This window comes from Seongchinamella sediminis (genome assembly GCF_003457605.1).
GTDB classification, from domain to species: Bacteria; Pseudomonadota; Gammaproteobacteria; order Pseudomonadales; family Halieaceae; genus Halioglobus; species Halioglobus sediminis.
Genome location: NZ_QRAN01000003.1, coordinates 197,331 through 210,312 on the forward strand (window position 1 = coordinate 197,331; position 12,982 = coordinate 210,312).

At 61.1% G+C, this 12,982-nt stretch carries 11 protein-coding genes; 5 read left to right on the forward strand and 6 right to left on the reverse strand.

The features are described from left to right. The first annotated feature begins 130 nt into the window (after positions 1–130). The gene (gene panD / locus DWB85_RS04075) at positions 131–502 is read left to right on the forward strand and encodes an aspartate 1-decarboxylase (protein WP_275399601.1); all 372 of its coding nucleotides are present in this window, start codon (positions 131–133) and stop codon (positions 500–502) included. Positions 503–538: 36 nt separating this feature from the next. Here the strand turns inward: panD and DWB85_RS04080 are convergent, their stop codons facing one another. The 4 genes from DWB85_RS04080 to DWB85_RS04095 form a co-directional block, all read right to left on the reverse strand. After that, a complete protein-coding gene (locus tag DWB85_RS04080; RefSeq protein ID WP_117953037.1) occupies positions 539–1,741 on the reverse strand; it encodes a permease in 1,203 nt (400 codons plus the stop codon). Between the two features lie 229 nt (positions 1,742–1,970). Beyond that, the gene (gene dmeF, locus DWB85_RS04085) at positions 1,971–2,912 is read right to left on the reverse strand and encodes a CDF family Co(II)/Ni(II) efflux transporter DmeF (protein ID WP_117952921.1); all 942 of its coding nucleotides are present in this window, start codon (positions 2,910–2,912) and stop codon (positions 1,971–1,973) included. A gap of 93 nt (positions 2,913–3,005) precedes the next feature. Continuing rightward, positions 3,006–3,761 carry a Crp/Fnr family transcriptional regulator gene (locus tag DWB85_RS04090; protein WP_117952922.1) on the reverse strand — a complete coding sequence of 252 codons (756 nt, stop codon included), beginning with the start codon at positions 3,759–3,761 and terminating at the stop codon, positions 3,006–3,008. 115 nt (positions 3,762–3,876) lie between these two features. Further along, a complete protein-coding gene (locus DWB85_RS04095; RefSeq protein ID WP_117952923.1) occupies positions 3,877–4,737 on the reverse strand; it encodes an LLM class F420-dependent oxidoreductase in 861 nt (286 codons plus the stop codon). Positions 4,738–4,911: 174 nt separating this feature from the next. On the opposite strand from DWB85_RS04095, the gene DWB85_RS04100 reads away from it, so the two are divergent. Then, complete coding sequence (locus DWB85_RS04100; RefSeq protein WP_117952924.1) at positions 4,912–5,334, forward strand: nuclear transport factor 2 family protein; 423 nt, start codon at positions 4,912–4,914, stop codon at positions 5,332–5,334. 48 nt (positions 5,335–5,382) lie between these two features. Here the strand turns inward: DWB85_RS04100 and DWB85_RS04105 are convergent, their stop codons facing one another. Beyond that, positions 5,383–6,255, reverse strand: a complete 873-nt coding sequence (locus DWB85_RS04105) for an amidohydrolase family protein (protein ID WP_117952925.1) — start codon at positions 6,253–6,255, stop codon at positions 5,383–5,385. A gap of 206 nt (positions 6,256–6,461) precedes the next feature. On the opposite strand from DWB85_RS04105, the gene DWB85_RS04110 reads away from it, so the two are divergent. Continuing rightward, the gene (locus tag DWB85_RS04110; protein WP_117952926.1) at positions 6,462–8,174 is read left to right on the forward strand and encodes a class I adenylate-forming enzyme family protein; all 1,713 of its coding nucleotides are present in this window, start codon (positions 6,462–6,464) and stop codon (positions 8,172–8,174) included. Here DWB85_RS04110 and DWB85_RS04115 read toward each other — a convergent pair. Beyond that, positions 8,171–9,289: a Zn-dependent alcohol dehydrogenase gene (locus DWB85_RS04115; RefSeq protein WP_117952927.1), complete on the reverse strand. Its 1,119-nt coding sequence runs from the start codon at positions 9,287–9,289 to the stop codon at positions 8,171–8,173. The genes DWB85_RS04110 and DWB85_RS04115 overlap by 4 nt on opposite strands. 209 nt (positions 9,290–9,498) lie before the next feature. Here DWB85_RS04115 and DWB85_RS04120 point away from each other — a divergent pair, with 209 nt between their 5' ends. Together DWB85_RS04120 and DWB85_RS04125 are read left to right on the forward strand one after the other, a co-directional pair. Further along, a complete protein-coding gene (locus tag DWB85_RS04120; RefSeq protein ID WP_117952928.1) occupies positions 9,499–11,109 on the forward strand; it encodes an AMP-binding protein in 1,611 nt (536 codons plus the stop codon). A 312-nt stretch (positions 11,110–11,421) separates the two neighbouring features. Further along, positions 11,422–12,981 carry a long-chain-fatty-acid--CoA ligase gene (locus tag DWB85_RS04125; RefSeq protein ID WP_117952929.1) on the forward strand — a complete coding sequence of 520 codons (1,560 nt, stop codon included), beginning with the start codon at positions 11,422–11,424 and terminating at the stop codon, positions 12,979–12,981. Position 12,982 lies beyond the last annotated feature (1 nt).

Here is a 12,982-nt window from a genome sequence, read left to right on the forward strand (position 1 = left end):
GCCTGTTTCGGCGCAGCGTACCGCTTGCGCCGCCCCGCCAAATGTGTTCGCTGACTATTGCATGGGACCTTTCCTGTCGGTAGTATCGCCCACCCTATTATTGCAACCAGCATAGCTCGGGTGATATATCGTGCAGTTACGCAGTTTCATGTCAGCCAAGATACACAAGGCAACCGTCACCGAAGCCAACCTGGACTATGTGGGCAGCATCACCATTGATGCTGACCTGCTGGACCGCAGCGGCCTGCTCCCCAATGAAAAAGTGCTGGTGGTCAGCAACACCAGCGGCGCCCGGCTGGAAACCTATATTATCGAGGGTGAACGGGGCAGCGGCTATATCGGCGTTAACGGCGCTGCGGCGCACCTGATCGGCGCCGGCGAGGAAATTATCGTCATCGCCTTTACCCTGGCCACCGAGCCGGTGACTCCCAGGGCGATTCTGGTGGACAAAAACAACCGTTTTGTCCGCGACCTGGTGGAAAAGCAGGCGGAGTTCGCCTGACTGGCCTTCGCCAGCCGACAGCTGGGGCCGTCCGTTTCAACCAGCCGCCAGACCGGCCAGCGGCAGCATCAGGCCAGCGCCCAGCCACAGCAGTCCGCCACAGGCCAGCGCAAACAGGATTTTCTCACTGAGGGCGTCACTGCCACCGGGCAGGCCCACTTGCTTCCAGTGCCAGAACAAAAAGAACGCGCTCAGGGCGATAAAGACCAGATTGAGTGCGAGCGTGTAGTCCAGGGCAAAAAATTCGCGATCGGTCACGCTTTTACCGGCCGCAGCCTCCGGCAGAAGGTCAAGTGCAGCAAAACCGTAATGCATGAGCATTGCGCTGGCTACAAGAATGACGAAGAACACGCCGAGAATATAAAGCGCCATCCGCCAGCCGTAGTACTGGGCCTGGATACGCAATACCGGCAGCACAACCAGGTCGCTGAAAATGAACGCCATAATACCGGCAAAACTCACGCCGTTGTCGTAGAGAACCGCAGCGAGCGGAATATTGCCCATTGAGCCAATGAAGGTGAAGAATGCCGCGACCGGCCCCACCAGGCTCTGGAGAAATACTTCCCAGAAAGCGGGTTGGGCAGAATCCGAGCCAACAAACAAAGCCTGGAAGAAGCTGCGCGGCACGAACGCAGCTATGATCCCCGCCACGGTAAAGCCGATGGTCACGTCCTTCCAGACCATGTGCCACTCCATGACATAGCGGTTCGCCACCCTCCGCCATCCCTCCTGGCTGAGAATCAGTTTTTTCCAGTCGGGCGCCTCCTCGTCATTGTCATCCCCTGCCGCCGCGCGCGCCCGCTGGCGCGCTGTTTCCACCAGCTTGCGGGAAGCGGTGAGCCTGACCACCAGCCACATAAGCAGAATCAACAGTATCCCGCCGACATATTCACCGACCACGAACTGCCAACCGAGGAACACGGCGATTACGATCCCGAGTTCGATGACCAGGTTGGTTGAGGCAAGCATGAAGGCCAGCGACGGAACCAGACCGGCGCCCTTGGCAAACAGGGAGCGCGTGGAGGCAAGCGCAGAAAAAGAGCACGAGCTCGAGATAAAACCGAACAGGGCACCGAGTCCCACACTGGAAGCCCCAGTGTCGCCAAGACTGTTCTTCATGCGCTCCCTGGTCACAAATACCTGGATCATGGCGCTAATGACGTAGCCCAGTCCGAAAGCCCAGAAGGCCATCCAGAACAGTCCCACGGTGGTTGTGGCAGCCTGGTGCCACGTGCTCATGAAATAGTACAAACAATTCCTCCCTGGAAACGGAGGATGCCGCACTCAGGCGCGGGCTCTAAGGAAACGCATCCTGCCGATTTTGGTAATGTTTCGACGTTGTCCTGGTTGCTGTGCCTCAGCATAGCATCTGACACTGGGTTTTAAAGGAGCGGCACGGGCCGGGTTGCTATGTGCCTTCGCCAGCTCCGCTGGTAAAGGACCACAAAGTACCGCTTGAGACTGCAATTCAGTGACCGTTGCAGCGATGGAGTTCGATGGTTACATGAACAATCCCCAGGCGATCAGGTATGAGCGATTTATAGTAGCCAGGCGGCTGGGGATCGTGGCTGACCAGGGCGATTTCCGCCGCGTAAATGCCGTGGCCGATACACCAAACATGGATGTCGGTAATGCAATCAGTGGACTCGTTTTCAATGGCCTGCTTGAGGTCCGCGGTCATACCCTCCCCTGCCTGGGTGTCGAGCAAAACCCGGGAGGATTCCCGGATCAGGCCGTATGACCACCGTGCCACCAGCACACCACCGACGACACCCATCACCGGGTCGAGCCAGTTGGCTCCCAGGTACTTGCCCGCCAGCAGGGCGCCGATGGCGAGCAGGGAGGTTAACGCATCCGCCAGGACGTGAAAGTAAGCGGCCCGCAGATTGTGATCGTGGCCGTGATGGTGGTCATGCCCGTGCTTGTGATCGTGCCCGTGGTGGTGTTCATGGGGAGTGGATGACAGCAGCCAGGCGCTGGCACCGTTCACAACCAGCCCCAGCACAGCCACAATCAGTGCCTTGTCAAAGGAAATGGGCAGCGGATTGATAAAGCGATCGACACTCTCGACGACCATCATCACGGCAAAGACCAGTAACAATAGCGCGCTGGTGAAGCCAGCCAGGCTATTGATTTTGCCAACCCCGAAGGAGAACCGCTGGTCAGCGGCCAGCTTGCGGGACAGCACATAGGCGATAACCGCAATGCCCAGTGCCAGTGCATGGGAACCCATGTGCAGGCCATCGGCGAGCAGGGCCATGGAACCGTAAACCAGTCCGGCGGCAATCTCGACCACCATCATGATGGCGGTCACGATAACGATCAGCAGGGTACGGCTCTCTCCGGCCCGTTTCCGGTCCTGGTTGAAAACGTGATCATGGCGCCATTGTTCGAGGTTATGGGTGTGCATTCCGGGGCTCGCTGTCAGGTCAACCGGTAATATTCAGTCAGTAAAGCGGTTGTGAACAGAACCCGGGCAGGCGCCCACACCACTTGCCAACCATTATCGCTGGCAGACCATCGCGCGCAACTGTTGCTGATCAAGCACGGTAATCTTCCGGTTCCGCTTGGCGATCACCCCCGCCTTGACCAGGCGGGCAAACTCGCGGCTGCAGGTCTCGGTGCGGATGCCGAGATAATTGGCGATGTCCTGGCCACTCATGGGCAGCTGGAATTGCTGGTCGCAGCCACCGTGGCGCAGTGAACGGGCCCCCAGGCCCAGCAGGAAAGCCGCCAGGCGGCTCTGCGCCATCTTCTTGCCCGCCAGTTGGGCTACATGCTGCTGGTAGTCAATTATCCTGTGACTCATCAGCTGCAGCAGCTGGGACTGCAGTTCCGGCACCTCGCGGCACACCTCCTCCAGATCCGCGAACGGTATGACGCAAAGGCAACTGTCCTCCAACGTCATGGCATTGGTCAGGTAGCGCTTGCTGTCGACACCGGAGAAACCGAATATATCGCCGGGCAGGTGACAGCCCACAATGCTGACCTTGCCGTCGCTGTGGAGTTTGTAGGTCTTGACTGCACCGGACACCACCGCAAACAGTGCCGCAAAGGGCTGCTGGTCCTTGTACACTACGGACCTCGCGGGGTAGGTCGGGCGCTTCTCAATCACGCTTTCCAGGGCCGCCACCTCCTCCGGCCGCAGGTTCGCGGGCAGGCACAGGGACCGCAACCTGCAGGTGTCGCAGGACACATCAAAGTCGTGGTCGCAGACTACGCCCGCGTCTACCGCCAGTGTGGCAAGCTGATTATCCAAAACCGCTCTGTTCCCCCCGTCAAAGCCCGCAAGGGCAATTCTGGGGATTCTATTGCCTTGGGCCGTATTTTGCGACTGGCGATTTTATCGTCAGCAGCGTTGGGCAAAAGCAGCGTCAGGACAGCTCCGGTATCACCCGGGCGTAGCGGTCGATCATCGGCATCATCGCATCCGGCTGGTCCCACAGGTCCATGGCTACGCCGATCGTCGCCCTGGCAATGCCCAGGTCGCGGTACTGCTTGAGTTTGTCCAGGTTGGCGGTGTCCATGATCTGGATATTGATTTCGACTTCGTCGGGGTTGCGCCCGGCCGCGCGCACCTCTTCCCTGAAGGCGGCCACTGACTGCGCCACATCGCCCATGGCCACATCCACCGGGTACCAGCCATCGGCCCAGGCGGCGGCGTGTTTGCGCCCGAGGGGGCCCATGGTGCCCATGAATATTTTTGGCCCGCCGGTTTGCAGTGGCTTGGGATTCGCCCACACCGGGTCGAAACGGATGTACTCGCCCTGGAAGCCCGCCTCGTGCTCCGACCACAAAGCCCGGGTCGCTGCCACGGTTTCCCTCAGCACAGCGTAACGCTTGTCAAAGGGATGGGGGTTGACGTTTTCAAACTCCTCCCGGTTCCAGCCGACGCCGGTACCAATGATTACCCTGCCGCCGGAGAGGCGGTCCAGGGTGGCGATAGTCTTGGCCTGGGAAAAAATATCCCGTTCCATCAGCAGTGCGATCCCGGTGCCGAGTTTCAGGCTGCTGGTGGCATTGGCCGCCGTCATCAGCGACAAATAGGGGTCCATCATATTGTGGTAAGGCGCCGGCATTTCCCCACCGGGCGGATAGGGCGTGTTGCGGGAACAGGGAATATGGCTGTGCTCGCCATACCAGAGCGACTCAAAACCGCGCTCCTCCAGAGCCCGGGCCAGTTCCGCCGGGTGGGGGTCGTTGAGCGTATTCATCGAGCTGAATGCAAGGTGCATTGTGGTTCTCCCGCTTATTGGCAATGCCCATCATACTAGCCGGGCGCAGCGCCCATCGGCTTGTGGCCATTGCAGAATCAGGGATTGGTTCAACAATGCAGCTTTACTCCGGTGCCGCAATGGCTTCAAGATGGATGTTGCAGAATAACAGCCGGTGAGCGGAAGCAGGTAACGATGAATAACAAGCCCCATCTCGCGGTAGAGGCGAACAAACAATCCATCAAGCATGCCAGCGCGGGTAACAAGGCGGCCTGGCTCGCCCTCTATGCCGAGGACGCCCACCTGGCCGATCCCGTGGGGGTGTCCCCGATGGACCCCACCGGCAGGGGCCACCAGGGCATTGTCGCCATCGAGCAGTTCTGGGACACCGTCATCGGCCCCGCCAACATTGAGATGCGGGTGGAGAGGCACTGGACCAGCGGTGACTACTGCTGCTGTGCCGCCCAGGTGGCCCGCAACCACCTCGGGGCCGGCAAATACGTCGACTGCGACATGCTTGCCGTATACGAGGTCAACGAACAAGGCATCATCACCAGCATGCGCGCCCACTGGGATTTTGACGAGTTCATGGCGCGCATGGCGAAGGCAATCGCCTGACCGGGTCGTGGGGGAATTCAGGGCACCCCGCTCGATCGGGCTGGCGCTTCACTCTTCCAGCTTGAACACCCGCCGGGCGTTATCGCGCAGAAACCGGGGCCAGACATGGTCGCGCAGCGGCACATCCGGCATATCTCTGAAAATACGCTCCAGAGATATACCCATGGGGAAGTAGCCGGCGTACATGACCTGGTCAGCGCCGCGGGTATTGGCGAACTCGATGATATCGCGGGGGTAGTAGCTGGGGGCGAAGGCGCTGGTCATGTAGTGCAGGTTGGGATACTTCAGCATCAGTTTCCAGGCGAGTTCGGTCCAGGGTTCGCCGCCATGGCGCATCACCACCCGGAGCTCGGGGAAAAACCAGCACACTTCATCCAGGTGCTCCACTTTCTGCGGTTCCATGGGCAGCCTGGGGCCCGGTACACCGACACAGGGACAAAAGGGGATGTCCAGGTCGACACAGGTGGCGTAAATGGGATACCAGCGCTTGTCGTTGATCGGCACCTGGGGACAGAGACCGGATGGAAACGCCGTTACCGCCTTGATGTCGAACTCCGCCTTGAGCCGGCGAATCTTGCGTACCTCGTCCATCGCCAGGTTGGGATTGGCCTCGTAGGCGGCAAAAAACCGCGACGGATGCTCCCGCAGCGCTCGCTCGTGGCTCCTTGCGGGATCGCCGGTAATGCCCAGCATGGCGCGGTCAATACCGAAACGATCCATCTGCGCAATGGTGTAGGCCAGTCCGTCCTTGACATCTTTCAGGTCGGGCACGTTGAACATGTACTGGGCCGGCATGCTGAACATTTCCCGGCTCTCCCGATCGAGAAACAGGGGTTTCATATATTCATACCAGTGGTTCTGCTCATCACTGGGGATTGCCAGCATCAGGTCAATAATGCCGATATCTTCGGGCATGGGCATAGCGCGTCTCAAGGGTTGCGATTTATCGACCCACTGTAGCTCACCGGAGCGGTCAACACAGGCCACGGCAGGCCCCGGCCAACGATAAGCCGAGCGGGGGTTTAAATGCTTGAATTAGAGCGGCCGCAGATTAGCCACCGGCGTGCCAGCATCATTTTCTGGCGTATAGTGCACGCATATTTACCCGCCTGGCCCAGGAGCCCCCAATGACTGTTTCCGGCACCGAGATAAACAACAAAAAAACCGAACTCACGGGACCAGGCGCGTTCTTTGAAGTCGAGGACGTCCAGCTTGCCAACGGTCGCTACAAGGCCTACAAGCATGCCCCCAGAACCGCCGCCGAGATCATCAACAATGCCCGCAATCACGGCGAGCTGGAATTCCTGGTCTACGAGGAACAGCGCTACAGCTACAACCGGTTCTTCAGTGCGGTAGATGCACTGGCGGCACAGTTCCAGGACGATTTCGAGATCGAGAAAGGCGACCGTATAGCCATCGCCATGCGCAACAATGTCGAGTGGATGATTGCTTACGTTGCCGCCACCCTGGTCGGTGCGATTGTCGTACCCATCAACAGTTGGGGTAAAACGGCGGAGCTGGCGTATGCGATTTCAGATTGTGGCGCGGGCCTGCTGGTTTGCGATGAAGCCCGCTTCAGGCTGATAGCCGACAAGCTGCCGGGGATGAATATCAACGGCATCGTGGTGCCGGCCTCGGATGAGTTCGTCCGCCCTGACTACATCGCCCTGTTTGACGATGTCATCAGCGCCGGCGAGGAGCAGACCTTCCGGACCGTGGACATCTACCCGGAAGACGACGCCGTGATTCTCTATACCTCCGGCAGCACCGGGTTACCCAAGGGGGTTCTGCACCGCCACGGGGCTATCGGCCAGGCGCTGATGAACCTGATGTTTCCGGGCCTGCTGGTGGCCGAGTTCGAGGGCGGCCCCCGGGAATACCGCGGCGGCGCCGAGCGGGAAACGCCCATGCTCACGGTGCCCCTGTTTCACGCCACCGGCCTGCTGGGCGGCCTCTACCTGCCCCTGGCCATGGGGCACAAGGTGGTGATGATGTACCGCTGGGACAGCACCCGCGCGCTGGAGTTGATCGAACGGGAAAAGATCACCGGGCTTGCCACGGTACCGGCCATTCTGCAGGACCTGCTCAGCCACCCCGATTACGCCAGCTACGACACGCGTTCCCTGATGCGGGTCAGTGCCGCCGGAGCGGCAACCCCCGCCGGGCTGCCGGACCTGATCCAAAACCGGGTCGAGGAGCCCAGCAGTTCTGCCGGCTATGGCATGACCGAGACCCTCGCTGTCGGGGCCACCATGAGCGGCGCCCTGTTTGACTTCAAGCCCGACGCCGCGGGCATCCCTTCTCCGATTATGGAGTTCCGCTTTGTCGATGCCGCAGGCCGACAGCTGGCAGACGGCGAGCCCGGCGAGATCGAGTTGCGCGGCATTACCTGCACCCCGGGCTACTGGCAGAAGCCGGAAGCCAACGCCAGCACCTTCAGCGAAGATGGCTGGATGAAGACCGGCGACGTCGGCAGGATCGATGCCGATGGCTACCTGCACATCACCGGTCGGATCAAGGAAATCGTCATTCGCGGTGGTGAAAATATCTATCCCGGCGAGATTGAGCAGGCCGCCTACGAGTGTCCCGGCGTCCGCGAGGTTGTGGTCTTTGGCGAGCCCGACGAGGCCATGGGGGAGGAACTGGTGATGGTCGCCTACCTGGACCCTGGCCAGCAGTTGACCGAGGCCGAGCTGCGGGCATTCCTGCAACAACGCCTGGCGGGCTACAAGGTACCGCGGACCATACGCTTCAGCGACCAGCCCCTGCCGCGCAATGCCAGTGAGAAGCTGCACAAGCTGAAGGTGAAGGAAAGCTTCCTCGGCCAGCAAGCCGGTTAAGGCGCCGGCGGCGCCTGGATTTCGATAACCGTGCGAATACCCCGGCCCTGCGCCAGGTCGGCAAAGCCTTCGTTCACTTCCGCCAGCGGACGCCGATGGGTGATCATCGACTCGATATCCAGCAGGCCCTGGCGCCACAGGCGCAGCAGGCGCGGGATTTCGTAGAGCGAGTTGCAGGAACCGAGCAGGCATCCGCAGAGCTTTTTCTCCAGGGCCTGGAACAGGACCACATTGGGAATATGCAGGTCCTCCTCCAGTGGCGGTGAGCCGACGATCACAGTAGTGCCCCCTTTGCGCGTCAGTTGCAGGCCCTGCTCTATCAGCGCGGCCCTGCCCGCCGCTTCAAAGGCGTAGTCGACGCCAATACCGGCAGTAACCTCCATGATCAAGCCCGGCAAATCACCCGCGGCCGGATCGACCACGTGGGTGGCCCCGAAGCGGGCCGCCTGCTGCCGCCGTTCGGCGACCGGGTCCGATGCAATAATCAGCTCCGCGCCGGCGATGCGGGCCCCCTGCACGGTGGCCATGCCTATTCCCCCCAGGCCCAGCACCACGCAGGTCGCACCGGCTTCCATATTGGCGGTGTTCAATACCGCACCCACACCGGTCTGCAGGGCGCAGCCGATCACGCAGGCCACGTCCAGCGGAATATCGGTATCGATCTTTACCGCGCCGGTGGCCGGCAGGGTGACATATTCGGCCAGCGCACCGATGCCGCAGCCGCGGTATACGCGTTCACCGCGACGCGATAGCCCGGTACTGCCATCGGCCAGGGTCCCGGAGAGAATGCCAATGGCGTTGTCACAGAGGCTGTACTGCTGGCGCTGGCAGTAGTAGCACAGGCCACAGGGCGGGGCCGGGGTCAGCACCACGGGGTCGCCCACCGCCAGGTGAGTGACCCCCTCGCCCACGGCGTTGATCACACCGGCAGCTTCATGTCCCGGCACCTGGGGGCCCAACAGTGGCGATTTGCCGGTCATAAAGCCCAGGTCAGAGTGACACAGTCCACAGTATTTGACCTCTACCTGTACCTCTCCCGTCCGTGGCTGATTGACCTCCAGGTCATCGTAAATGACCAGCGCTGTACCTGCCTGCTCCAGTAGTGCCGCGCGCATGCTCCGCCCCCTTGTTATTGTCTCGTAGCGACAGGTTATCCGCGCCCTACTCCGCGGTCCAGCCCGGGAGGACACGGGCCAACCAGATAGTTGAACAGCCGGCACCTTTTTCGCCGCCGCAGACAGGGAAAACGCAGCGCTGGATTTCACCACCGGCTGCCTCGGTTATACTCGCCAGCAACTCGCTATATGACACAAGGGTTCCGCCTATGAAACTGTCCCTGGAAAAACCTGAAGATAGACTGTTCGGCAAGATTCTCCGGACACAGGCGGCAGACTGCCCGGAGAAACCATTCCTGGTGACCGATGACGTCAGTATCAGCTACGCCGAGGCCGAGGAACTCACCAACCAGCTGGCCGCGGGACTGGCGGCAATGGGCGTGTCCGCGGGCGACCGGGTGGTGCTGTTCCTCACTAACCGGCCGGAAATGGTATTGCTCACCCTGGCAATCAACAAACTTTCCGCTATCTGGGTGCCGATCAATACGGACTACCGGGGCGACTGGTTGCGCCAGGCGATTGACGGCAGCCGCCCGGCGCTGGTGATCTCCGAAGCGGCACTGGCGGACCGCCTGGTGGAACCCGCGGATGACAGCGCTTCCCCGCAACTGGTGCTGGTGGACGGTGACGGCGCCGGTCATGGCCGCGCCGTGCCCTACGAGGCACTATTGCAGCATGGCAGCCTGACCCCGGATTACAGCGACCAGGATTATGGCGATATCTGCGCCATCATGTGGACTTCCGGCACCACCGGCAAATCCAAGGGCGTGATGCAAAGCTACAATGCCTGGATCCGGGCCATCGTCAAGGGCGCCTCGGTGCTGTACGATTCGGCCGACGACGATATCTGCTACTGTCCGCTGCCGCTGTACAACTCCGGCGCCTGGATCAGCTGTGTCTACCGCGCCCTGATTGACGGCATCACCCTGGTGCTCGAGGACAAGTTTTCAGTGAGCCGCTTCTGGGAGCGCATCAACCACTTTGGCGCCACCCAGACCTTTTGTGTGGGCGCCATGGGCTCGTTCCTGATGAACGCCCCGGAATCGCCTTCCGACGCCGACAACACCCTGCGCAAGGCGCTGATTGTGCCCATGGCTCCGGATGTCTGGCAGCCTTTCGAACAGCGCTTTAATCTCAAGTTGATTGCTTCCGGTATGGGCATGAGCGAGTGCCTGATGATCATGAACCAGAATGACTGCCCGGCCGACACACCGTCCTATGCGCTGGGCAAGCCGCCGGGCGATATCGACGTCCAGCTCTGTGACGACGACGGCAGGGAAGTCACCCCCGGGGAGCCCGGGGAAATCTGTATCCGGCCCAAAGGCCCGCACATCATTTTCAGTGGCTATTTCGACAACCCCGAGGCGACTGCCGCCAGCTTCCGTGGCGACTGGTTTCTCTCCGGCGACATGGCCCGGCAGGACCCGGAAACAGGGCTTTACTACTTCTCCGACCGCAAGAAAGACGCAGTCCGATATGCCGGGCGCAACATCTCCACCCTGGAAGTGGAAAGTGTTGTGCGCCGTCATCCGGACATCGCCGACGTGGCGGCATTCGGTATTCCCTCCAAAGAGCTGGACAGTGAGGACGAATTGAAGCTGAGCGTGGTATTAAAACCGGGCAGTAAGCTGACGGAAGAGGAGCTGTGCCAGTTCATTAACGACAATGCGCCCTATTTTTTCGTGCCCCGGTTTATCGACTTTGTCGACGCCCTGCCCTACACGCCGACGCAAAAGGTGCAGAAGTTCGAGCTGCGCAAACAGGGCAATTCGGCGACGACCTGGGATCTGAAGCAATCCGGATACCAGGTGCGGCGCTGACTCGAGGCAACTGCCCCTGAATCCCGGCGCCCCGGTCTTTGCAAGTGCTTGCTTTGCGGTTATATTCGGGCTCGCTCCTCTGGAGTGACATCCTTCTTGACCCAATAAAAACCTGATAGTCGGAGCGTAGTAATGACTCAGATAATCTCTTTTGGCGCTGTCATGGCAGTTTTCGCAGTATTCGTGGCCACCGGCCTCGGCCCCCTGGCAGGCTAGCGAGATCGGGCGCTCCCGCCAGGGAGCGCCCTCTTTTCCGGTTCAATTAATCAACCCGCTTCATCGTTTCTTCCATCTACCATCGGGATATTCCACATGTCGAACAACATCGGGAGCCTGCTGAGCAAGCGTGCCGCCATCACCCCGCACAGGGAAGCTTTCGTTGAATGGGACCGCCAGCGTCGCTTCAGCTTTGCGCAACTGAACAGCCGCAGTAACGCCATCGCCAACGCCCTGCTGGCCCGTGGTGTCAAGCCCGGTGACCGGGTCGCCAGCCTGCTCAAGAACGGCATCGAATTCGTCGAGAGCTACTTCGCCGTCGCCAAAATTGGCGCGGTGATGGTACCCGTAAACTGGCGCCTGGTGGGCGCCGAGATCGCCTACATCCTCGACGACGCGGGCGCCGACGTGCTGGTCTTCGACAGCGACTTCGACGACACGGTAGCCGGCCTGCAGGCCGGCAGCCATGGCCAGCTCCGCTGCCAGCACTGGCTGCGCTGCCAGCCGGATTCGGGTGATGCGCCCGCCTGGGCCGAAGACTACGACAGCGTGCTCGCCAGCAGCAGTCGCGATGAACCCGCGATCGGCGCTGGCGATGACGACAACCTGTTCATCATGTACACCTCGGGCACAACCGGGCACCCCAAGGGCGCAGTGCACAGTCACGACGGCATGCTCTGGTCACAGCTGACCAGCATGGCCACCTCCGATATGCGCGCGGATGACCGCTTCCTGCTGGCGCTGCCCATGTTTCATGTGGGCTGCCTCAATCCAACATCGCTGCTGGTCCATCGCGGCGCCACCGGCGTCATCATGCGCGACCTGGATATGGCGGCCATGTTCCAGTGTATCGAAAAGGAACGGGTCAACATCTTCATGGCCGTACCGGCCCTGCTGCAGTTCATGCTGCAGGCACCGGAGCGGGAGCATACCGACCTTTCCTCGGTGCGCTGGATCGCCACCGGTGCGGCGCCGGTGCCGGTCTCCCTGCTGGAGGCCTGGGGCGAACTGGGGGTCAGCATCCACCAGGCCTATGGCCTGACCGAATCCTGCGGCCCCGGCACCCTGCTGCTGCCGGAGGATGCCGCCGCCAGGGTCGGCTCCTGCGGCCGGCCGCAGATGCACACCGAAGCGAAAATTGTCGACAGCCGTGGCGCGACCATTCCCCTGGGCAGCAGCGAGGCCGGTGAACTGCTGCTCGCCGGCAGGCATATCATGAAAGAGTACTGGAATAAGCCCAAGGCTACCGCCGCTACCCTGCAGGACGGCTGGCTGCACACCGGGGATATCTGTACCTGGGACGAGGAAGGTTTCATCACCATCTGCGATCGCAAGAAGGACATGATTATTTCCGGCGGCGAAAACATCTACCCGGCGGAGCTGGAGAACGTGCTGGCCGCCTGCCCCGACGTCGCCGAGGCCGCGGTGATCGGCGTACCCTCACAAAAGTGGGGGGAAACACCCCTGGCCCTGGTGGTTGCAGCGCCCGGCGCAACGCCGGACGCCGACAGCCTCAAGGCCTGGTGCAGGGAGAGGCTGGCGGGTTACAAGGTGCCGCAGCTCTACGAGGTAGTCGACAGCCTGCCCCGCAACCCCTCGGGCAAGCTGCTCAAACCACAGCTGCGCGAGGCCTTTCCCGGCCCGGCACCGTTTTAAG